General features: G+C 45.2%; 16 protein-coding genes. 12 read left to right on the top strand and 4 right to left on the bottom strand.

The window, feature by feature from the left end:
• Nucleotides 1-132: 132 nt before the first annotated feature.
• The 5 genes from NH462_RS12790 to asnB all read left to right on the top strand — a co-directional run bounded on the left by NH462_RS12790 (nt 133) and on the right by asnB (nt 6,577).
• Complete coding sequence (locus NH462_RS12790; RefSeq protein ID WP_010376564.1) at nt 133-1,380, top strand: Zn-dependent hydrolase; 1,248 nt, start codon at nt 133-135, stop codon at nt 1,378-1,380.
• 142 nt (nt 1,381-1,522) lie between these two features.
• Complete coding sequence (locus tag NH462_RS12785; RefSeq protein WP_253105880.1) at nt 1,523-1,954, top strand: hypothetical protein; 432 nt, start codon at nt 1,523-1,525, stop codon at nt 1,952-1,954.
• Nucleotides 1,951-3,372 carry a sodium:solute symporter family protein gene (locus tag NH462_RS12780; protein WP_130127176.1) on the top strand — a complete coding sequence of 474 codons (1,422 nt, stop codon included), beginning with the start codon at nt 1,951-1,953 and terminating at the stop codon, nt 3,370-3,372. Before NH462_RS12785 ends, NH462_RS12780 begins: the two co-directional genes overlap by 4 nt.
• A 109-nt stretch (nt 3,373-3,481) precedes the next feature.
• On the top strand, nt 3,482-4,552 hold the full coding sequence (locus tag NH462_RS12775; RefSeq protein ID WP_010376561.1) for an aspartate carbamoyltransferase: 1,071 nt from the start codon (nt 3,482-3,484) through the stop codon (nt 4,550-4,552).
• Nucleotides 4,553-4,561: 9 nt separating this feature from the next.
• Nucleotides 4,562-6,577: an asparagine synthase (glutamine-hydrolyzing) gene (gene asnB, locus NH462_RS12770; RefSeq protein ID WP_253105879.1), complete on the top strand. Its 2,016-nt coding sequence runs from the start codon at nt 4,562-4,564 to the stop codon at nt 6,575-6,577.
• Nucleotides 6,578-6,678: 101 nt separating this feature from the next.
• Here asnB and NH462_RS12765 read toward each other — a convergent pair whose 3' ends face one another.
• The gene (locus NH462_RS12765; protein ID WP_010376559.1) at nt 6,679-7,974 is read right to left on the bottom strand and encodes a porin; all 1,296 of its coding nucleotides are present in this window, start codon (nt 7,972-7,974) and stop codon (nt 6,679-6,681) included.
• 268 nt (nt 7,975-8,242) lie between these two features.
• Between NH462_RS12765 and NH462_RS12760 the strand changes: the two genes are divergently transcribed.
• The 6 genes from NH462_RS12760 to NH462_RS12735 all read left to right on the top strand — a co-directional run bounded on the left by NH462_RS12760 (nt 8,243) and on the right by NH462_RS12735 (nt 17,134).
• Nucleotides 8,243-10,201, top strand: coding sequence for a methyl-accepting chemotaxis protein (locus tag NH462_RS12760; protein WP_010376557.1), 1,959 nt, complete (start codon nt 8,243-8,245; stop codon nt 10,199-10,201).
• A gap of 161 nt (nt 10,202-10,362) precedes the next feature.
• Nucleotides 10,363-11,214: a D-hexose-6-phosphate mutarotase gene (locus NH462_RS12755; protein ID WP_010376554.1), complete on the top strand. Its 852-nt coding sequence runs from the start codon at nt 10,363-10,365 to the stop codon at nt 11,212-11,214.
• A gap of 60 nt (nt 11,215-11,274) precedes the next feature.
• Nucleotides 11,275-12,624, top strand: a complete 1,350-nt coding sequence (locus NH462_RS12750; protein ID WP_253105878.1) for a sigma-54 dependent transcriptional regulator — start codon at nt 11,275-11,277, stop codon at nt 12,622-12,624.
• The gene (locus tag NH462_RS12745) at nt 12,602-13,873 is read left to right on the top strand and encodes an ATP-binding protein (RefSeq protein ID WP_010376550.1); all 1,272 of its coding nucleotides are present in this window, start codon (nt 12,602-12,604) and stop codon (nt 13,871-13,873) included. The genes NH462_RS12750 and NH462_RS12745 overlap by 23 nt, the downstream gene beginning before the upstream one ends.
• Before the next feature lie 58 nt (nt 13,874-13,931).
• A complete protein-coding gene (locus NH462_RS12740; protein WP_010376548.1) occupies nt 13,932-14,168 on the top strand; it encodes a hypothetical protein in 237 nt (78 codons plus the stop codon).
• A gap of 152 nt (nt 14,169-14,320) precedes the next feature.
• Nucleotides 14,321-17,134 carry a hypothetical protein gene (locus tag NH462_RS12735; protein WP_253105877.1) on the top strand — a complete coding sequence of 938 codons (2,814 nt, stop codon included), beginning with the start codon at nt 14,321-14,323 and terminating at the stop codon, nt 17,132-17,134.
• Nucleotides 17,135-17,211: 77 nt separating this feature from the next.
• Here NH462_RS12735 and NH462_RS12730 read toward each other — a convergent pair whose 3' ends face one another.
• Both NH462_RS12730 and NH462_RS12725 read right to left on the bottom strand, forming a co-directional pair.
• Nucleotides 17,212-19,014, bottom strand: coding sequence for a PKD domain-containing protein (locus tag NH462_RS12730; protein WP_253105876.1), 1,803 nt, complete (start codon nt 19,012-19,014; stop codon nt 17,212-17,214).
• 211 nt (nt 19,015-19,225) lie between these two features.
• Complete coding sequence (locus NH462_RS12725) at nt 19,226-20,401, bottom strand: hypothetical protein (protein ID WP_010376542.1); 1,176 nt, start codon at nt 20,399-20,401, stop codon at nt 19,226-19,228.
• A 211-nt stretch (nt 20,402-20,612) separates the two neighbouring features.
• On the opposite strand from NH462_RS12725, the gene NH462_RS12720 reads away from it, so the two are divergent.
• Entirely contained in the window at nt 20,613-21,227 is a 615-nt protein-coding gene (locus NH462_RS12720; protein ID WP_010376536.1) for a PQ-loop repeat-containing protein, read from the top strand.
• Nucleotides 21,228-21,315: 88 nt separating this feature from the next.
• Here NH462_RS12720 and NH462_RS12715 read toward each other — a convergent pair whose 3' ends face one another.
• The gene (locus NH462_RS12715; protein WP_010376534.1) at nt 21,316-23,820 is read right to left on the bottom strand and encodes a zinc-dependent metalloprotease; all 2,505 of its coding nucleotides are present in this window, start codon (nt 23,818-23,820) and stop codon (nt 21,316-21,318) included.
• Between the last annotated feature and the right edge of the window lie 55 nt (nt 23,821-23,875).

Here is a 23,875-nt window from a genome sequence, read left to right as displayed (position 1 = left end):
GCTGAAATTCGCGAATTTTCAACTAAGCTAAAGCAAAGAGATTATCAGTCGGACGTCAGTGTTTAAAATAGCGAATCTGATCTCAGGTTAAATACAAGGAAGTAGTGCGACTGAAACGTTGAGGGGCAAAGTATGCAAGTAAATTTAGAACGTCTTAAGTCTACCTTATTTGCGCTCGCGGAGTTCGGCTATAACCATGAAGATAAGGGAATTTATCGCCAAGGTTTTAGCAATGAGGATTTTGCAGCGCGTAAATGGCTGATGGAATGCGCACAAAGCGAAGGATTTGTGAGTCGTATGGATGGCGCTGGCAATGTGATTATTGAAATGACCAGCCCGGATATTGCAGCAAAACCCGCTGTGATCATCGGCTCTCATCTCGATAGCGTACCAGCAGGTGGCATGTTTGATGGAACCTTGGGCGTCATTGCGGGGTTTGAGTGTATTCGTATTTTAAAAGAGCACAATGTGCAATTAGATAGGCCGATTTGGGTCATCGGTACCAGCGAAGAAGAAGGGCGCTTTGGTGGCATGATCGGGGCGCAAGCGCTCACTGGAAAATTAACGCCTCACCAATTGCTCACAAGTCATGATGCGGATGGCTGTATGCTTAGCGATGCCATGCGTGCGCAAGGGTTAGACCCTATGGATGCACTGAATGCGAGGCTAGAACCTGAGCAAATAAATAGTTTTTTTGAATTACATATAGAGCAAGGGCCCGTACTTGATCAAAAAGGTATTCAAATTGGTGTGGTGGAAGGAATTTCAGGGGTATTTAAATGGATGGTGAAATTAATTGGGAAGGCCGACCACGCAGGTACAGCCCCCATGGAGATGCGCAGCGACGCCTTTATGGGGCTGGCTGATTTTGCTTACCAGTTAGATCGCATTATTGCAGAAGACGGTACGGATACCACGAGGATCACCGTCGGTAAGGCGGAATTAAAGCCGGGTTTTGCACATACGATTGCTGGAGAGGTGGATTTCACCATCGTTGCGCGTGATATGGACGAAACGGTGATGGAGAACCTTGAAATTGCCTGTCGAAAAGTGCTTTCAGCTATCGCTCGGAAACACCATTTAATGTTTGAATACGAGCAGGTGAGTTGGTTGTCTCCAATGAAGTGCACACCTGAGATGGTTGAATTTATTAGTCAACAGGCAGAGGCCTTGTCGCTGAATTATCAAATCATGCCAAGTGGTGCTGGTCACGATAGCCAATTTTTTTCAGAAGTGTGTCCCACGGGGCTGATATTTATTCCATCACTCAATGGCGTTAGCCATGCGCCAGACGAATGGAGTCATTGGCATGATGTTGAAGCAGGGAGTAATTTGCTGCTGCAATGTGTTCAAAAAAGAGCAATAGAAACAAAAGAATAAATGTAAGGCTGGGGTGAAATTGGGTGAAGGTTTACTAGACAAATTTGATCCTTGGGCTAGTCTTTGTTACTACTAGAATAATGTGGATAGCAAAACTTGCGGCGAATTCGGACTTGGATAACCGCAGTTAGGGATTATGAGGATGTGGATCGCCCGAGTAGTAACCTTAGTCTTACTTGCTGCAAGCTTTAATGGGTTTGCCGCCTCGCTGAGGGTGAGCGATGAGGTCGTGACTGCTGGGTTTATTACGCTACACATTGAGCGCACAGGTCCGCCTCTACAGCAATCAACACAGCTATCTATTCAACATCTTTCAGAACCTTACTCCCTCTCCCTTTCGCTTCAGCCGACTCAACAAGCGGTAACCATTAGTGGCTTGGCTGATGGTGATTATCTCGCAACCTTAGGTGAGCCCTCAGCTAACTCGGCACAAACGTCGGTCTCATTTACAGTCAAACATCATCAGTTAACGCTGGCGCTTGCACTGTTTGTATTGGGCTTGTGCTTATTTGTGCTGCTTGTAGGGATGATTGTGGTGGGTAATAAGCAAACGCACGATAAGGAAAGCGTATGATAAATGCTTCATTGGCGCTCGGTCTCGCCCTGGCGTTTGCTTTGCTATGGGTATTTTTTGGCTGGTGGATTGGCAGGCGCGTACAGTCACATAATGAATTTGCGCTGGCCGGTAGAAATGTTGGGTTGGCCTTTGCTTGCGCCACTGCGATGGCAACTTGGGTCACCAGTAACACCACTTTAGTTGCGCCACAGCTCACTTATCAGTTTGGTATTTGGGGCATGATTGGCTACGCCTGTGCCGCATTCGGATTGCTGCTATTTGCGCCGCTTAGCCAACGTATCAAAACTTTACTGCCCCACGGCTACACCAGTGGCGACTTTATGCGGTTGCGGTTTGGGCGTTTCTCTTGGTGGGTCTTTTTGCTGATTTCTTTCGTGTATGCCATGAGTTGGCTCGTTAGCTTAGGCATGGCCGGTGGCATTTTGCTACACACCCTAAGTGGCTTAGATTATCACCTTGGTATGTCGATTATTCTGCTGATGTGTGTGGTCTACACGCTCTTTGGCGGTCTAAAAGCAGTTATCGCCACGGACTTTCTACAGGCCATTATTATTTTGGTAGGTGTCGTCGGAATTGCCATTGTTGTAGCGATGAATGTTGGGCTTGAACCAATTCATCAAAAACTCAGTAGCGACCACCCTAAACTACTCGACCTGCTTTTCCCTGCTGCTGTGATGTTTTTGTTCAACAATATCTTTTTTGGTTTAGGAGAGATTTTTCACAGCAACGTATGGTGGTCAAGGGCGTTTGCATTTAAAGGTGGGGTGGGCAAAAAGGCGTATTTTATCGCAGGTCTGCTGTGGCTACCGATCCCAATCGTGACTGGATTTATTGCGCTGGCAGCGCCGAGTTTAGGTTTGTATCCCGCTAGCGCCGATATGGTGGGTCCCTTGGTTGCAAGTCAAGTGCTCGGCTATACCGGCTCGATCATTCTGTTCATTGTGGTGTTCTCAGCGCTGGCATCGAGTTTGGACTCCTTGCTCGCCGCAACGTCAGATCTCATCAATCAAGATATTTACCTGCAATACATCAAACCAAAGGCGAGCGATAGCGAGCGCTTAAAAAGTGCTAAGTGGATTATTGTCATCCTCGGCGTCGTGACTTGGCTCTTGTGTTTACCAAAAATCGCCACGCTGGGTGCCTTGTTGAACTTCGCTGGCGCTTTTGTCGCCAGCACTATTTGGCCTATCGTATTTGGTTTGTACTTTGCGCGAATGACGGGAAATAGCGCTGGCTGGGCTATGTTGCTTGGTACGGTATCAGGTTTGATTGGGTATTTTTATATTGGTTTTTATGTCGCTGCATTAGTTTCTTGTGCGGTGTCGTTATTAATTTGTGTGATTGCTTGGCGTTTTAGTCAGCAATCATTCCATTGGCAAGCGTTGGGCACGCAAAGCAAAGTGGAGGATGTATGATCTCATTGGGCGCATTTTCTAGTTTAATTTGGCTGGCCATAGTGCTCAGTTGTTTATGTCCTGTTGTCCTTGTCGTTATGTTCCTTATTGATTTTAAAAAGAGGCAGTTATGGTAAGTGCGCAGCAAGTAGAGTTTAATCGAGCGCAGCCGGATGTTTACGGGGATGCACATCCCAAAGCATTACTCAGAGCGATACAAGAAGACGGTGACAGGCTGCATTGTTTGGAGAATAAGCACATTATCAGTGTCGACCATCTTGACCGAGATGTGCTGATCCAGTTGTTTCGCCTCGCCGCGAAGTATGAAAGTAATCCTGCAAGGTTCAGCTCGCCGCTTAGTGGCAAAATTTTGATCAGTGCGTTTTATGAACCCAGCACCCGCACCCGTCTGTCGTTTGAAAGTGCATGGCACCGCTTAGGGGGCGACATTATGTCGATCACTGATCGCTCCTCAACGGGCATCGCGAAAGGGGAGTCGCTGCAAGATGTCGCTGAGATGTTCAATAATTATGGCGATTGTGTCGTCTTACGCGACACCTCAGTGGAGTCTATTGAAGAGATGATCCACAGCCTACGCATTCCAATTATCAACGCTGGTAATGGCATTGATGAGCACCCAACACAAGCGATGTCTGATCTCTACACTATCTTCAAATGGCGGCCGTCGTTATTACTCCCTGACAGTGAAGCTTTTAGTCCTATAAAAATTGGCGTGATTGGTGTGCCGAGCCAAATGCGTACGGTGCGTAGCCTGTTGAAAATGTTTACGCATTTTCCGCGCATTGTGGACGAAATATTCCTGCTCTACGACGAGAGTGTCGAGGAAGCGGTGTCGAGCGAGCAATTAGCCCAGCTAGAGGAGGCGGGGGTCAAAGTGTCTATCGGCCATGACTTGAACGCCGTTTTACCTGAGCTTGATGTGGTGTATATCAATTCCATTGCATGGGTTGGTGAAAGCTTCGAAACCTATGGAAAGTCATTTAAATTAAGTGCAGATTCCCCCTTTAAGCCCGATGCGATAGTGCTTCATCCTCTGGCTCGAGGTGAAGAGTTGTGCACCAGTTTAGATGCCACGCCACACAATTGGTATTTTAGTCAGGCACGTGGTGCCGTCTTTTTACGCCAAGCCTTATTGACCTGTATGGTGCAGCGCGCCAGTACTGTGATGGATGTGATTTAGGGAGATATTATGTGCGGAATTGCTGGTATTTTTTCAACGCAAGCGCAAACACAAATAGATAATCAATTATTGGTAAACATGGCAGCCATTCAACATCATCGTGGTCCCGATGGTTTTGGCTATAAACAAATGGCTGGCGTGGGATTTAGTCACGCCAGACTATCGATAATCGACCTCGACGAGCAACGAGGTCGACAGCCCTTTATTAGTTCTGATAAGCGTCTAATGTTGGCGCACAATGGTGAGTTTTACGATTACGCGCGGATCCGAGCTGAACTAGTAGCAAAAGGGGCAAGGTTCCAAAGTAAGAGCGACTCAGAAATTGCTATGCACTTATATCAGCAGCTTGGTCTCGATGAGATGCTGACGCATTTGCGCGGTGAGTTTGCGTTTGCGTTGTATGACCAACAAACCGATACGTTGCACTTAGTGAGAGACCGCTTTGGTATTAAGCCTTTGTACTACACCCAAACAGAAGACGAAATTGTGTTTGGCTCAGAACTGAAGGTGCTGTTTGCCAACCCTAAAGTTAAGCGCCGATTCTCAAGTGAAGGCCTATTTCATCAACTGATCCAAGTCATGGTGCCCGGCAGCACGGCGTTTGCGAATGTACATCAAATCAAACCTGGACATGTTGTTAGTATCACCAGAAGCGAACAAGGTTTTAGCATTGAAGATAGACCTTATTGGGATGTTAACTTTCCAACGGCGCAATCGTATTTAAATAGCAAAGATGAAGCATACTACATTGATGGCGTGCGCAAACAGCTGCTAGAAGCGGTGCAGTTGAGACTCACCGCAGACGTTCCGGTAGGTTGTTACTTAAGTGGTGGCATAGACTCATGCGCCATTTTGGGTTTGTCTTCAGCTGCGGCACAAGCACCAATTAAGGCCTTTACCATTGGCTTTGATAGTGCAGAGTACGACGAAACGCCAATTGCAAAACAGATGGCACAAGCCACCAAGGCCGATCATCATATTATGTCGTTAAGCGGTGATGAGCTATATGGCCATTTTGAGCGAACTTTATGGCATACCGAACGAACCATTTATAACACGCTTGGTGTTGCTAAGTATTTGATGAGTAAGCAAGTTAACGAGTCTGATTATAAAGTTGTGATGACCGGGGAGGGCTCCGATGAACTTTTTGCGGGTTATCCCGCATTTAGAAAAGACCTGTTTTTATATGGTTTAGATGAACTTGACGACACCGAAAAAGCCCAGTGGCAAACCATGCTGGAAGACAGCAATAAATTATTTAAGGGTGCCATGCTCTCCCGTGAGCAATACGATAGTGCAGCATTAGACGAAGTTGTAGGCTTTACGCCGAGCTGTTTACAGCCTTGGCTGTCGTGCAGTCACTTTGCCCATCAACTCGTTGCCGCCGAACACAGAGAGCTACTCACGGGTTATGATGCAGGCAAAGCAATCGCTGAGACTTTAGATGATGCCATGTTAGAGTCCCGTCATCCACTCGATAAAGCCCAGTATGTATGGATTAAAACCATGCTTGAAGGGCAAATATTAACTTGGGGTGGAGATAGGGTCGACATGGCCAATTCGATGGAGGCAAGGCCTGCCTTTTTGGATCATCACCTCGCAGAGTTTGCCTTTACTATTCCCCCGCAATATCGCATTAAAGACCGTAAAGAAAAGTATGTGTTACGTGAAGCGATGAAAGGGCTGCTGCCAGAAGTACTGTATGAACGAGAAAAGTTTGCTTTTATGGCACCACCGGCGCACTCGGATGAGAAAAAATGGGCGGCAATGCGCGTTCTGGCCGATAAATACTTATCTAGACAAGCTGTAGAAGCCGCTGGTTTATTAGACTTTGAAGCGGTAAATGCGCTATTTGAGTTACATGAATCGCCAGACGCAGATGATTCACTCAAAGTGCAACTAGATGCCGTGATCAATCACTTGCTTGGTGTGCAAATACTGCACAAACAATTTATCGCCGCAGACTTACCTCAATTTGCCGCCGCTGAAGCGGAGCGCCTTGGTTGGAGGGCTGCCACAAACTAACGTTGGTCTTATTGGTATTACACAAAACAAGGAAATAAAAAGGCGATGCACCAACTAGCGCATCGCCTTTTTGATTTAATACCTAAGATTAATCCCTTAGATTAAAAGTAATAACCGAAGTTAATGTTGAAGCGACGCTCGCTTTCGTCACTATCGCCTGCGATTGAACCACCAATAAACGGCTGGTTTTTCGCGTGAACTAGATCAACATAGGTAAAGAATGCACCCGCAGCGAGTGACACACCTGTGACATTCATCCAAGTGTCTTCGGAATTATCAGATTTGTCGTAAATAATACCGAAGTCGTTATAAAACTGCAGATCAGTAATTGGACCGAACTCAACTGGCAGATTGTACGCTACATTAAAGTTCGACATAGTGGCTTCTGCTGCGATGGAATCATAAAACGCATAAGCACCTACTGCCATACGGTTTACATCGTCAATATCGTACTGGTACTCACCGTGTTGTAGCTGTAAATTCCAAGGGCCAATGTTGCTATTTAAATGCAGTGCCCACGCGTTGTAATCACCTGCTCGGTCATTACCATCGTGAAGGCCACCGGCAAGACCAGAGACGCCAATTTCAGTTGTGCCACCATTGTGTTCAATATGATACGCGTAGCGACCAACAAAGGTGTTGTATTCCCCGATTGGTTGCGTTGGGTCGTCATAAACGCCATCGCCCGCTTTACGGAAACCCACCACGTCATAAGAGTAGCGATCACTGCGGTCATCCACGTAACCATCGACACCACCTAGCTCATCGTTTTTGAAAAAACCAAGGTCAAGCTGCCAATTGTCCGCTACTTTACGTTTAAATACCACGCCCATGTCGTGGTCGTCTTCAAGACCAATGTAATAGGTGGTGTTAAAGAACCAGTTGTGCGAGTTGTAAGGTGAGTTACCAAAAGGCACTTTAGTCATACCAACCTGAGCTTGCCAATGGTCGGCAAAGTCATAGTCTAGGTAAGCGTATTTTACCGCAGTCATATAGTCGAAAAAGCGGATTTCGGCATTTAAGCCAAAGCCACCGACATTGCCAGAAAAGTTTAATCTGAAAATATCGAAGTCAAAATCGCCGCCACGGTTCTTGTTGTCATCGTCATAAGACGTATGGCTGTAGTTTGTTCTGATCGCGCCACCGACTTTGATGGTCGGTTTTGTTTCAGCTGCTGCAACTTGAGTTTTAGTTTCAGCTTTTGCTTCGGCTTTTTCAGCCTTAGCGATTTTTTCCTGTTGTGCTCGCGCCTGCTCTTTTTGTTCTAGCTGCGTGAGTTTCTTCTGAAGTTCAGCCAATTGGCGCTTTAACGCGTCAATTTCTGAGTTTTCGGCAAGCACTGAATTAGAGCAAAGTGCTAGACCTAATCCGAGTGAGATGGTTGAAAGTTTTAACATAGTTGTCCCGTTGTTAAATGGTTGAGCGCAAAAACCTCTTACAAATTGTAGACCACCAAAGCTATCATTGCAGAAAGCAAATAAATTTTATGGTCCTTGATTGAATGATCCATAGTAACACTGTGGTCTATCTGACCTCAAAGTTACCCAACATTTAACCATACCTAAGATGAATATAAGACGAACAAGTGATCACATTTGTATGTAATTCTTGCCCAATAGCCTATCCCTCACTATATTTTTACTATCTGTGAAATGGTGTTTATTCATGAATATATCGCAAAAATTAAAGCTGTCTTTCGCAACGGCAATTGCACTTCCTTTGTTAATCATTGCGGGGCTTATTATCAGTCAAACTCGGCAGCAGGGGATAGAGACCTTCTCGGAGCTCAGTGATCGAGAGGCGCTACAGGTTGAGAATGGTATACAGATGTTTTTTGATGAAATTGCAAAAAACGTAGACTATTTAGCAACCCATGCGCAGGTCTTGAGTGCGCAGCAAGACGTAAAAACTTATATGGATTCAACCAGCACCACTCGACTTAATTCCAAAGCTGGAAGCAAAACAGAGCAAGCAGCATATTCGTTATTTGAGCACTTTGGTAACACGCATCCCGGCATTGCCTATATCTATATGGGAAATCAGCAAGGTGGTTATATTCAATGGCCTCTAGGTGAAGTGAATGCAAACTATGACCCTAGACAGCGTCCTTGGTATCAAACAGGACAATCAGGAAATGGCGAGACGATCCGCACCAGCGCTTATTATTGGGCGCCGGATGATATGGTGATTGTATCGACGGTAAAAGCGATAACTGCCAATGGTCAAACCGTGGGTGTCCAAGGTATGGATGTGTCACTACAAGGGTTGACCAAAATCATCCGCAATATCAAGTTGGGCGAGACTGGCTATTTGATGCTAGTGGAAGACACCGGAAATGTGTTGGTCGATGCCAAGTTCTCCGAACATAGATTTAAAAAGTTGGCAGACATTGCTAATGGCCGCTATCGTGAATTGGCTCAAAATAAGGATGGGTTATTTGAGCTCGAAATTAACGGGCAAGACTATTTTGCCAACATCTATACAGCACCCAAATTAGGCTGGAAGTTTATTGGTTTAGTTGAAAAAAGTGAGGTAATGGCTGCAGCCAATGCGATGACACTGACGATTTTGATTCTGAGTGCCGTCCTGATCACCGTATTTTTGTTGCTAGCAAGTTATATTTCTAAGTTGATTTCAGCGCCCATTGTAGAAGTGAGTGATGGCTTAACTGAAATTTCGCAAGGCGGTGGTGATTTAACTCAGCGTTTAGACATTAAAGCTCAGGATGAAACGGGCAAACTGGCGACGAGCTTTAATTTGTTTTTAAATCTCATTGCTGAGTTGGTGACGCAAATTAATGAGTGTGCACAGCAAGTTAATGAAACCTCACGACAAACCGCTTCGCAGTCTGATCAGCTCACGGGCGCTACCAGTCAACAACAGCAAGCGCTTGAAATGGCTGCCACCGCAATTAATGAGATGGCGGCAACCGCAAACGAAGTGGCGGCAAGCTGCGCCAATGCGGCTGAGCTGGCAGGACAAACTCAGCAAGCATCTGAGCTGGGCCAAAGGGTGATCACAGAGTCTGTCGAGAGCGTCACAACATTATCTGAAGTGATCAACAAGGCAACCGCAGATATCATGCAGCTCGACACCGAAAGCGAAAATATTATGTCGATACTCAGCGTGATCCGAGGCATAGCTGAGCAAACCAATCTTTTGGCATTAAATGCGGCAATTGAGGCGGCACGGGCAGGTGAGCATGGCCGCGGTTTTGCTGTCGTGGCCGATGAAGTGCGAGCGTTGTCGCAGCGTACCTCTGAATCGACGGAAGAAATCGCTTCTCAGCTTGATAAGCTTAGAAAAATGACAGAAATGGTGTCGGGAGAAATGAAGCGCAGCCTAACGCGTACGGAGAAAACGGTTGAACTGACAAACTCAGCGCAACAACAATTTAGTGAAATTACCCAAGCGATTGTCAATATTAGCGACCTTAACACGCAAATCGCCACCGCAGCTGAAGAGCAGCAACATGTTGCTGAAGACATTAATCGTAACGTGGTGGAAATTAAAAATGCCGCGGATAGCGTGAGTGATATCGCTGTGAATACCAATCAAAATGGCGTGAGATTACATTCATTATCGAGCACACTCACAGAGCTGGTGGGCAAATTTAAAGTATAGCTTTAGCCCAACCCTCACGTTCCATAAACCGTGAGAGCAACACTCTCACGGTGCTACCGCATTGGTATAATTGAATAACTTTCAAATTGGATGGATAACAGTTTACTCGTAGTATTTAAGTGGTAAGGTAGGCATATCATTGAGTTGACGTAGGAATCACCATGGAATTATCACCTTCAGTTTCAATCGAGCGCACTGAGTCCGGACTTGAGTATATTTGGGTCGACAGTGCATTTTGCCAAGCAAAGATCTTTTTACAGGGTGCGCAACTTACCGAGTTTACACCAGCAGGAAAAGGCAATTTAATTTGGGTTTCTGAGGCGGAAGATTACCTTGAAGGCAAACCGGTACGTGGTGGTATTCCAATCTGTTGGCCTTGGTTTGGCGTTCATAGCAAAGCGGATTGGCCAATTCATGGGGTTGCTCGCAAGCTACTTTGGCGCGCGCACAGCGTTGAAGAAAAAAGCGATGAAATTACCGTTAAGCTCACACTACCGATGACTTTAGTTGAAGCGCAATACTGGCCACACACGTCACAATTAGAGGTCGAGTTTGTGTTATCAGACAAGCTTGAAGTGCGACTGACGAATACCAATACTGGTGATGCGCCATTTACGTTAACGCAAGCCCTACATACGTATTTCCCAACGCCAGAAGTAAGTAATACCACGGTAGACGGGTTACAAGGCGCGAAATATATCGAGTTTGATGAAGGTCCATTTGAGCAAACCGAAGTGGTTGGCTTTGCCCGCGAAACCGATATGGTATACACCCAAGCAAGCCCAGTACAAACCATCAACACGCCTGCGGGCATTATTGAAGTAAAACGTGAAAACTCAACTTCTTGTGTGCTTTGGAATCCATGGATTGAAAAATCACAGCGTTTAAGCAACTTTAATGATGATGAATACCACAAGATGTTGTGCTTAGAAGCTTGTAACGTAATGGACGATGCCGTGCAACTTGCACCGGGTGAAAGCCATACCCTAAGTACTATCATCCGTTGGTTATAATTTCATATTCGCGGAGCACACCTTGCTCCGCTGAAACCCATAAGAATAAAAATTCTCCCTATGGAAAAGTCCACAATACTGGTTATTGACGATAACGCCGAAGTACGCCTCAGCGCTGTATTCTTTTTAGAAGACCAAGGTTTCAATGTAATTGAGGCGGCAACCTTAGAGCTTGCCAAACCACTGCTCAGCGCTAAGCAAGTGTCATTAGCCTTGCTCGATATGAACTTCTCCCGCGATACCACTTCAGGCAATGAAGGATTGGACTTTTTGCGCTGGCTACGTGACTCCAACCTTAATGTGCCTGTGATCTGTATTACCGGTTGGGGAAATGTCGCGTTAGCGGTGTCCGCAATGCAGCTTGGTGCGAGCGACTTTATCGAAAAGCCGTGGGACAATCAGCAGCTGCTGCAAGCCGTGCAGCAACAACTCAAAATATCATTAAAGCAAGCGAGTATCGTAGCAAAACACAGTGAGCGCGGCGCGTTTCAATGGCGCTCTCAGGCGATGCAATCTTTATATAAGCAGCTTGCTAAAGTAGCAAAAACCGATGCTCGGGTGCTGCTTACTGGGCCAAGTGGCGCGGGCAAAAGTCATTTCGCTCAGTGGTTACACCAACAGTCTAATCGTTCAGCAGGACCTTGGGTTGAGGTGAATATGGGCGCAGTGCCAGAGTCATTATTCGAAAGTGAGATGTTTGGTCACAGCAAAGGGGCGTTTACAGATGCAAAGCAGCATCGTGTTGGTCGTTTTGCGATGGCAAAGCAGGGCACATTATTTTTGGATGAAGTTGCGACTATTCCATTGCCTCTACAAGCAAAATTACTGCGGGTGCTGGAAAATGGCAGTTATGAAGTTGTGGGTGGCAGTCAGACGCAACAAGCGGATTGCCGCCTTATTTGCGCAACCAATACCAATCTAGACGCTTTAGTGAAAGCTGGTGAGTTCCGAGAAGACTTGTTATATCGCATCAACACGATTGTGATTGAAGTGCCGAGGCTCGCCGAGCGTTTTGGCGATATCGTGCCGTTGGCTGAGTATTTTGTCGCTAAGTTTTGTGCGCAGTATGGTGAGCCAATTCGTGAACTTAGCCCAGCGGCTAAAGCTGCGTTGATTGAACACGCTTGGCCCGGCAATGTGCGTGAGTTAAGTCACGTCATGGAGCGTGCCGTGTTAATGGCGGAGGGCTTGCAGATTGAGCTCAGTGATTGCCAACTACGCTTTACCGCTGCACCTAAAGTGACCAGTGATACGCCAAGTAAGACCTTGCAACAAGTGGAGCAAGAAATGGTGGAGCAAGCGATGCAACGTGCTCAAGGCAATGTCGCAGAAGCTGCTAAAAGACTTGGGCTCACGGCTTCTTCTCTTTATCGGCGTTTGGAAAAATATGGTCTTAAAACATCTGGCTAGCGCCGAGTGGCGACTTGGGGCCTACTGTACGCTGTTGACCATTAGCTGTACGGTTTTACTGACTTTGCTGCTTCTGCAATTACAGCTTGAGGTAACGTGGGTGGCTGCCGTATCGGTGAGTGTGCTGGGGTTATTGGGCAGGCTACAACAAATACTGTTGTCTCATCTTAAACGTATTGCTATGCGTGCTAATTGGCAGCTAGAAGCGATTGCACAAAGTGATTTTACTCAAACCATTAAGCCACATTATACAGCGGGCGTGGTAGCTGAGTTTGAACAGCGCTTGCTGGCCTTAAGTGCACAGCTGCACAGTCAAAAGCGCCGCTATCATAGTCAGCAATTTATCATTTATCAGCTAATAGACAGCCTTAATACGCCTATTATGATGTTTGACGAAAAACTCAAACTTGCCTACGCCAATGGGGCATTTGAGTTGCTTTACCATCGCCCTTGGTTAGAGTGTAAGGGCATAAGCGCGGCTCAGTTTGGGCTTGTGCAACAAGATAATCACTGGCATTTTGCAGACACAGCGCAGCAATCTCGGTGGCAGCTGCAAAGCAGTGAATTCTTTCAAGAAGGTAAGCGGTTTTCCTTACTTGTCGCACTCGATATCACTAAGGCATTACGTAAAAAGGAGCTGGCAGCTTGGCAACATTTAATCCGAGTAATAAGCCATGAGATCCACAACAGTTTGACACCCGTAAGCTCCTTAGCGCAAACCTTATTGGCAAGAGCAAAGGACGAAAAAGAGCAGCATGCGCTAAGTGTTATTGGTCAGCGTTGCCAGCATTTACAACAATTTGTGAGCCAATACGCTAAGGTTACGCAAACCCCAAGGTTAGATCGTGAGTCTGTCTCTATCATGCTGTTACTGTCTTCTGTTGCTGCGCTATTTGAGGATACCGACATCCAAGTAAATTGCACCGTGAATACGCTCAATCTTGATAAAGCTTTAATTGAGCAAGTGCTGATTAACTTAATTAAAAATGCCATTGAGGCCTGTGGTGAAAATGCCAAGTTGACGCTACATGCTTATTATCAGCAGCAACAAGCGGTGATTGATGTGCAAGACAATGGCCCAGGCTTTGCCAACCTAGATAACATGCTTACACCTTTCTATTCCACCAAAGAAGGTGGGCAGGGAATAGGGTTAACCTTTAGTCGCACCATTGTGGAGTTACACGATGGACAACTGAGTTGTCACAACACCGACCCAGGTGGATTAATAAAAATCACTTTACCTTGTTGATAATAATTATCATTAGCATATAATTAAAGTTCCTTCAAAACCTTGGCAAGGAGCTACCATGTTAGTCACTTATCTGTTGGCCAGCGGCTTTATCTTTATGGCGTATAGCTACTCCAAATCATTCAACCCACATGCACATACCAAGGCAAAGTTGGCGGTGTTATTGAGCGCGGGTTTAATCGCTGCGGCAAAATGGCAGGCTGGGTTGAGTTCAACCGTGGTATTTTTTGTGTTTGCTGTGTCACTAGGGGTACTTAGCCTGTTTATCACCCTCGCACAGCCACAAAAGCACTGAAAAATTACGTGCACTTAGAGCAACTCATATCTTGCTTGCCTCAAAATAGACGTTTTAAGGTGTAACGTGCGCAAGAAATTGTTACTAAAAAGCACACTTTTTCTTTACATCTCTTGTTAAGCTAGCGCAACTGAATTTATTTAGGAAAGGTAATGCGAGCGCTACTGATAATTTTTGTTGCTTTTACTAGCTTTGGTTTACAGGCTAAGTGGCAAACCATCAAAACTGAAAACTTCAATGTGCATTATCCTCAGTCGCTTCAGCAATGGGCGTATTCTGCAGCAAATGAGCTGGAGGTAGTGCGAGATAAAGTGCTGGCACAACAAGGTAGAGCCTTGAGTGAACGTGCTGATGTGATTATTTACGATCCAGAAAATGCGGCCAATGGCTTTGCATTACCCAGCACAGATAAACCAATGATGGCACTGCAAGCAACGCCGCCTCAAGCTGATTCCGTCATCGCAAATAACACCAGTTGGCAGCAGTTGCTCATTTTGCACGAATATATTCATCTCGTTCATCTATCACAGCCTAGCCGTAACCAATGGCGACAACATCTCAGAGATTGGCACGATATTACCGACTTGCTCGATGCGGTATTACCGCGTTGGGTCAGCGAAGGCTATGCGACCTTGCTGGAGTCTAGATTAACGGGGCGAGGACGTTTGTACGATAACTATAGTGAGAGCATTGTGCGTTATTACGCGCAGCAAGGCGCATTACCGACCTATAGCGCTTTAGATGATGGCGACAAGTCTTACCTTTCCAATTCCATGGCGTACTTAGTCGGCGTACGTTTTCTAGCATGGCTTGAGGATAATTATGGCGCACAGACGTTAGATGCCGTGTGGACAAGAGTGCAGGCGGTGGAATCTCGCAGTTTTGAAACCGCATTTAGTGGGGCTTTTGGAGCGCCAGCCAGCCAGTTATATCGTCGCTTTATTGTTGAATATAGCTATCAGGCCATGCAGCAAGAGAAAGCCTTGATCCCGACACAGAGTGAACTTTGGCAGCAGTTTGCGTATGCTGCTCGAGATATCGCGTTCTCTCCAGATGGCAGTCAGTTTTTGGTGGTAGAGCAAAATCGTAAACGCCAAGTCACACTCAATATCTACGAAAGCAAAGAAAATGTAGAAGCCATTGAGCAATTTAATAAGCGCAATGAAGCGATATTAAATGCCGATCCTAAAGATATTGTGGATATCGCACCTGAAGTCTTTCCAAAGAAGCGACTCGCGCAGCTTAATGCTCATAATTTTGCTGGTATCTATTACCCCCAATGGCTGAATGACAGCCATATTTACTTCGTTGCAAAAACGCCGGCTGCAGACGATAGCTTTATTAATGATTTATTTGTCTGGAAAGTTGGTACTGGAAAGCCTAAACAACTAACCGAAGGCGCGGGTATTCGCCGCTTTAGTATTGTTGATGCTAATACCGTTATTGCGGAGGTGTCCCGTTTGGGTTACTCACAGCTAGTGATCATGGAGTTGGACTCAGGCAAGCAAGTGCCAATCACCACAAGTAAGCTTGGTGATGTCCATGACTTTCCCGTGCTTTCTAATAAAAAGACGACATTAGCTTATGTGCATGTTACTCCTAATAAACGCTGGCAGCTTGTTGTTAAAGATCTTAGCCACGATACAACCGAAATCGTCTACTTACCCAAGTCACATCAATACCTTTCGGGGTTAACTTGGTCTCATGATGATGACAAGCTGTACTTTATTTCCGGAGTCGCAGGCCACTTAGCGGTGATGCGTTATGATGTGGAAAGTAAAGTACTTGAGACCTTACCTGCAAGTGCTAAACCGCTTGAGCAAATTATTACCCATTCACAGCAGTTACTGGTGAGCTATGCGACCCCTGAAGGTGTTAAGGTTAACAAAATAGTTTCTCCGGCTTGGCGCACTGTGAGCGTGTTGGAGCAAGTGGATGAGGCGGAACAAAAAGAGCTGCATCCCCATCAATTACCTGCGGCTAAGATAGACCAAACTGTGCTGCCCAGTTCTGATTATTCTGTGTTCGAACAGTCTTATTCTATCGCCTTATCTGGCGCATTAAATAGCGCCTCCTTTGATAGTTTGGGCGTGTCACTAAAAGGGCAGGATGTGCTGCGCCAACTTGCTTGGCAGCTTGGAGCCGAGAAAAGTATGAATAATGGCGCGTTGATGGGCGCATTTGCCCAACTTGAATATCGTCATGAAAACTGGAAAACGACGTTTGATGCTGGATATCAAGAGCTAGAAGCGGATAAGCAGTCTCGCTCGCCACAAGCTAATACCTCGAATGAGAGCAGCTTTAAGCAATTTGCCTTGTCATCTAGCTATCGTTTTGGTGAAGCGTTGAACTACCTCGCTCCCGAATTGGGTGTTATTCGTGTGCAACATGGTGAAAAGACATGGAACGGCGGGCGTTATGGCTTTAACGGTCGTGCAATGTGGGATACGCAGCAGCATGGTGTAGCACTGCAAGTCTCTGCAGCTCAGTGGCTAGGTGAATTAGATGGTTTTGATTATCAGGTGAATCTGTTCGCTAAAGCATGGCAAATTCCATTCTACGCATCGGTCGATAGCCGCTACAGCAGCGAATTGCCTCTATCTGTGGGTGGTGGAGCGCATACCAGCACTAGCATTAGTAACAGTTTACATGCTGTCAGCGAACCTATGTTACCGCATCTATTTGCTACGGGAAGCCGCTATTTAGGCTATGAATTTGCAACTTCATGGCAGCAGGGTAAACCTAAGTTATTTTATAAGCAGCATCAGTTAGAAGGAGAAGTAATTGGGCAAAATTACGGTATTAAGATGCGCTTACCTTTGTCTCGAGTGATATTAGACAAGGCCGCTGATTTTGCTCCCGCAGGATTAACCGATCTGCAGTTTAGTGCTGGAGTGGGTCGTATAGAGGGGCGTAACATGACCAATGAAAACCGTGTTTGGTTTAGTGTTTGGTATGAGTTGTAGGTAATCGCTGAAGATTGCTATCAAAAAAGCGGGGGCGAGCCCCCGCAAATCATTCAGTTTGTTTATTCGAAGTTTGGCTAGTTGTGATCTGCTACGATTTGCAAACCTGAGTATGCATTATATCCGCGGATCATCACCCAATAACGCCCAGCCCCTTCATTGAGGCTGCAAGATTCAGTATTGCCAGAGCGATAAGGGCGACAAGTCCAATTACTGGTTGTGGGTTCTGTGCCTTTGAGCACGTACATATCAGCATCACCAGTGCCACCGCTTGTGTTAAATGTCACTGTATTCGCGCCTGCAGGTGCATCATAATAGAAGAATATCTCACTGTTTCTCGCTCCAGAAAGCCCCGTTTTTGCAACTCCTTTGATAAGCTTTTGCTCTTCACCTGGTAGCGTCACGGCAACTTGTTGTGTTGTTGACGCGGTGTCGCCATTACTATCTGTCACGGTGAGTTCTACGGTATAGCTGCCAGAGTTTGTGAAGCTATGTGAAGTTTGCGCACCTGAAGCGGATGCGCCGTCACCAAACTGCCAACTATGCTGTGTAATAGAACCATTTGGTGAACTAGATCCTGAACCATCGAAGCTGCAGCTTAGGTCATTACAGCTGTAAGTAAATAACGCAACAGGCAATGGATCGGTCGTGCCGTTATCACCAACAGGAATTTGGCCACCAAAGTGAGTCGAAACCTGAGGCCAAATTAAGCTAATTTTAGCGCCTTTATTGGTACATCCACCTAAGTGGTGTAGCGCAACAACATTATTGGTTGAGGCTGCAAGTACTGGTGAACCTGATGAGCCACCAATAGTGTCGCAGTAATAGCCTATATCTGTACCAGTACCTCGACCATTCGCCGTTGCTTGGTTCACAGAGCATAGTCCATTGGTGTCTTGATCAGACTCAATCGACAGCTCTTTAGGGTTACCTGAACCATGCTGAGGTATGTAAATACGCTCGCCCTGCGATGGATTACGCACATCTAAGCCAAAGTAACCAAACGGCTGGGCCTTAGCGAAATCATTGATGGTAAACAGCGTATAATCTAGCGTGTAATCTGTTTTAAGGAAGTCTTTACCTGTGACCTTTACCACAGTCTCGCGCTGGCTGCCGTTACAGCTCGTGCTTTGATAGTTAAACCATACCTCAGTATTCGCCAGCTCTGATGCTGATCCCACACAGTGATTATTGGTAAACATGCGGTTATCGGCACCAACGCGCCAACCCGTACATAAACCACTGCCGTTCATGAGCAGTCTGGCGACTGGACGTGAACGCTCGAATTCCACCGGGTGCGATTGCGCCCAGCACTGCACGTCTTTACGTTCCATTGCGCCACAAGTTGACATGGGCGTCACATCGGTCAAGCCCTCAACAGTTGCTTGTCCTTCAGTACCATGATAGTAAAAATCGATTTCGGGTGTTTTGCCAGCATTACCTTGGCCTGGGGTATATTCAATGATGACTTTATCAGCAGAGACTGACATAGCAGAAAACTGTTTAACGCCGTCATCGCCGAGGTTTGGATCAACTGTTGCAGCGCGGAGGTTTGCTTGGGTATATTCATAGCGCTCGCCACTATCCTCCGAGCGAACAACGAGTTTACCGCCGCTTGCAAGATTGAGGTTCTTAAAGTGTAGTTTGATGTAGCTTGCATCTGGGTGTGAAACCGTTTGCACAATGGTCTGTGTAGACGTTGAAGTATTTTTAGCACTGTTTTGAGTAATAAGTGGAAGGTTGAGATCGTACTTTTTACCAATCATTGCTTTGCTAGCTTTGCTGGTATATTCCATCATCTGAGCTTCCGTTAATGGCGCTTGTGCCATCGCGATACCAGATGCTAAACCTAATGCTGTGACAAGAATGTGTCGTTTCATTGTTATTCCTTTTGAGTGTGTGGTTATCCAACTTGAGATAAAAAGTTGGGCGTCGTTCAATACCGAACCAAGCCTTGGGTGCACTGTTGAGCACGACTAGTTGGTGGTATGTTTTTTGAACATCCACACACCAAAATAGAAACAATAATGTGTTTTGTAAAGTTTTATATATATTATTTTAACATAAGTTTTACTTAACTTATGTCATTCCTTATTTTATATCCTCATTACGAACCAATAAATGGTTCAACATTTTTTGCTTGGCGGTGTATAGGTCCTTTTTATACTGCTCTCTGGACTTATTGACTGCTTGCTCGAAGTATTCAGATGCGGTTTGGTATCTTTGCTCTAAATAAGCAATTTTCCCGAGCTCGACATAAACTTCCGGCAAGTAATGATAATTCAACAATAAAGGTTCAATAAGCTCCTTGGCTTTTTTATAGCGCTGTTGCTTTATGTAGCTCGAAGCTAACGAGAGGGTATCGAAAGGGGAAGTAGGGCTTTGTTCAAGCTCCGCTAGGATCATATTCTTGAGATTAGTTTGGTCTTTGGGAATATAGTTAAGGTAATTCAATAACAAATTGGTGCTGGTGAGGTGATTGTTGAAGGCATAATCATAGATTTGCTTCGCACTATTTCTATCACCAACATGCTTATGTAACAGTGCGGCAATATTGATAGCTTCAGCGTCTCTTGGGGCGTATTTGAGCGCAGCAGACAATAAAGAATAACTCATATCATAGTCAGCTTCCAACAAAGCGGAAACGGCCAAATTGGTATAAAACTTTGCGACTAAATCTTCATACTGTGCATTCCCTGAGAATACACTATCCTGCTCAGGGAAATAATCAACAACAGTTCCGCTAAAGGAAAGTCTGTTATTTAGAGTTGCTAATTCTTCCTTTGGTGTAATTAGTTTTGTCTTAAAATGACTTGAGGTGAGTACGAAATTTTGATTTTTTTGATAGATTGGAAAGCTATCGACTTTGGCGTAACTAGTTTCAATACCGAGAATATTGGCATAAGCCTGAGATAATATAGCTAGAGAAATGCAATTTCCGGACTGCTGATTTAGCAATTCACTGGCTATGAATGTTTCACCGTCGTAAGAAAAGTGGCCAATTTTTGCCTGAAGGAAATTACCAAGAATTTCGTCTTTGGTTACATTTTTACCTCTGAACCGCTCAACATAGGTTAATAAAGCTTCTGCTTCTTGCTTAGGTAAAGTGAAGATTTGTTGTTCTGAAGGAACTGATTTCAGCGCAAAAAGAGAGTGGTTGAATAGAGAAGTTACATCTACCTTCTGTCTCATGTCTGCTGTAGTGGTGTGAGTGGAATTGCATCCGCTCAAGCCAATGCTAGTAAGTATAATGAATAGCCACTTCATAGTAATTCCTTGTATTTATTTATATACACCTGTATTCCAGCCTTGCCATCTATTCAAGGTTGGATGTTAGGCGTCCAGTTGTATTTTAAAAGTTAGCTCTTAAAATGCGCGCCTTCAAAAATAAAACCTTAAAAATCATAAATTTACAATGTGTTTTTAAAGGTTTTACAGCACTTTAACTTAGCAACAATTTAGACATTTGGAGTTGGCATTGAGCGAATATTTACCGATCGTTTCTTCTTTCGTTTTGGTTTTAAGCTTTGTTCCTTTGATTAGGAAGATCCGTAAAAATCGCAGTGTGTCAGGTGTATCACTGTTAATGATGAGTTTTGGTGTTGCACAAAGCTCTTACTTTATTGCCTACAACGTTTTCTTTGAACGTTTTTTTATGGTGCTACCTTTTGTTATTACAGGCTCTTTAAGTGCACTTATTTTATATTATTTTATTCGGTACAACGCAAGCTCGAAACAGCGTAATCAATTAGCACTTTTGCTTGGTTTGTCGACGTTGCCATTTGGGCTTTTATTGGCAAAGAACGTCGAAGCTGCTGCGTTATTAAATGCGTTAACTTACTTAGGGCTAGTGATGAGTTCAATTCGAGTCATGCCACAAACCTATAAAACGATTAAAAGCGGTGATGTCTCTAACTTAAGCGCTAGGTATTTCTCACTGCAGTTTTTAGCGGGAGGAATTGGGTTGGCTGCTGAACTGAGCTTAGGTCATGTTAGCGTCGCTCACGTGTTGATGTTTGTGATGATTTTACTGACTAATGCGGCGCAATTAGGTTGTATTCAGCACTATCGCTCGAAACCTGCTTTAGCTTAGTGATATAACCAGACAAAACAAGGGCTAGCAAATTGCTAGCCCTTAACGTTTTCGCTCATTTCACTCGCGTAATACAAAAATTTTCGAGTTACGCTTCTAGCGCTTTTGTGATCATACGGTCAATATACGCTTTATGTGCCTTAGTTGCCTGATCGGCACCCCAAGCTGTGCTCTTATCCAAAATACTCTGCAGTTGGAATAGTGCAGCGGCTTTTGCCAAATTGTCGTATTTGCTCGCTTTGCTCAACCCTGCAACATTAATTAAGCGAGAAACGTACTCAATTTGTAGGTTCTGGCTTAAGGTAGTTGCATTCTTATCGGCAACGAAAATAGCGGCGGTCAGCTCGTTCATAACCTCGTTTAGGCTGTATTCGTTACCATAGTACGCAGAGTCGCTGATACGTTGTAATACATTCGCGTGTAGTACCTGGTCTAGTACCGACTTTTGCATGCCAAGTACCATCTTATGGACTTTAGGATCTTCGTTCTTACCATAGTGGTTAAAGCCACGGCGCTGTGCTTGCATGTAGTTATAAAGAGGCTGCATATTTTCAAGCACGGTCGGTGCGAAAACCATTTCCTTTAGCGCGGTCATTGCTGCTTTTTGGCGCGCAAGTGGTACTGGTGTAAATGGTTTCGTTTCACCTTCTGTACCCACTACGCTGCGCTCAACGTATACACCGCCAATTTGGCGTGAAATCACAGTTGCTTGACCACGGTATTGACCAAACAGCATATTTGCAGAGGTTAATAACTGTTGGTTAGACTGACCATCAACACGTGCTTTGTCTTTTAGTTCGGTGAATAGATGGTTGATCAGGGTCATGCGGTCAACGCCGTATGTTACTGGATCGGACGATAAGTCACCAATCATCACGCGAGGATCAATATGACGGCCCGGCGCACGCATATCGTCGGCATCGTTACCAAAAGCTAAGCCATGCTCGCCTGAGCGAGATAAGATTTTTTCAAGGCGCTGTTGCTCTTGGGTGTCATCGTTAAGTGCCGTGCTATAGCCAAATTCTATCGCCCAGTCATCATATGGACCCGGTTTGGTTTGGAAGATATCACCTTGCTCAACGCCTGGTGGGGCGATGTTAGCTGGCGCGTAGTCCATCACAGAGCCTGTTACGATACCTTGTGTTTTTGACTTGTCGTGTACTTCTTTAGGGCCCCACAAAATTGAAGACTTCATGTTATGGTTTAGGCCTAAGGTGTGTCCTACTTCGTGAAGAACCAACTGTACTAAGCCCTGTCGTAGCATTTCTTTGCGTTCGATGTCAGCACCTGTTGCTAGGCTTGCCGTCATCAATTGACCTTGCATTTCATGTCCAAGCGAACAGTGTAATGTATCGCTTGATGCCTCAGCTCCATGGCTCATTTGACCTTGAGAGTAGAGTGAGTCATACATCCAGCGGTTACGCATAAATACATACTCTAGCATGATATCGGAACCAAGAATTTGGCCAGTAAGCGGGTTGGCAGTTGCCGGACCATAGCCGCCAAACGGTGGGCGAGGTGATGAAGTCCAGCGTAGGACATTGTAGTTGATATCGCCTGCATCCCAAGTAGCGTCGTCAGGCTGTACTTTAACCACAATGGCATTTTTAAAGCCGATTTTCTCAAACGCGCTATTCCATCCTAGTACACCATCGCGAACCGTGTCACGCCATTCGACTGGCGTGGTGTTTTCAATCCACCATACGATTGGTTCAACAGGTTCAGAAAGCGCTGCGCTCGGGTCTTTTTTCACTAAGTTCCAACGCTTAATAACGTCTTTATACGGCGCCCAATCTGGTGATGTTTGCACGTCAAACTGATTGGTGAAATAACCGATACGTGCGTCATCGTAGCGAGGCTGGTAGCTATTGTCTGGCAGGGCGACAAAGCTATGTTGTACTTTTAGCGAGACAAAACGTGAGTCTGTCACTGCATTTGAGCCTGCAACTTTTGGGTCTGGGTTACTAAAGACATAATCAACAACGATATCTAAGTTGTTGCTGTATGGACGGTGCTTAACGATTCGAGATTTCTTATCGTCTAATTTGCCAAGGGCAAAACGTTTGCTTGCGTTTTTGTCATCCACACGTTTCCAAGGAGATACTTTGTGTAGTGACTCACTTAAAAATAGCTTATCCGCTTTGAATAAAATTTTACCATCTTCGGCTTTTTCAATTTCGATACTGGCGAGTACGGCTTCACTGATGTTGGCATCGCTCGCGTTGGCGATGGCTGAGTTTTCATCAAAAATAAAACGCGGTGTTTTGCTGATAATATCAATGCGGTCAAAGTGCTTTCTAAATTCAATCAGTTTAGTTTCGCGGTAATTACCTCGAAAATGACCAGCATCGGTAACGCCGTCAACAGTATGTGCGAAGTACAAGAAAGGAGTGTTGAGTTGCGACTCATTGAGCTGCATTAAATACTCGCCACTTTCTTTGTCCTGATAAAGTGGGAAAAGGCCATCAATACTGGTTTTATTTTCGATAATTGAAGCGATGGTTTTTTCTTCTTCTTTTTTGTCTTTTTTAGCAAAGCTTGGGGCGCTTGCAAAGGTGAGCGCGAGGGCAATGCTTAATGCCGTTTTCTTCATAATGTTGACTCGAAATAGTAAAAACTCGAGTGTACCCAAAACATCAGAGCCTGTC

It is taken from the genome of Pseudoalteromonas sp. OANN1, from assembly GCF_024124685.1.
In the GTDB taxonomy this organism is placed as follows: domain Bacteria; phylum Pseudomonadota; class Gammaproteobacteria; order Enterobacterales; family Alteromonadaceae; genus Pseudoalteromonas; species Pseudoalteromonas piscicida.
This window is presented reverse-complemented; position numbering and strand designations above follow the sequence as displayed.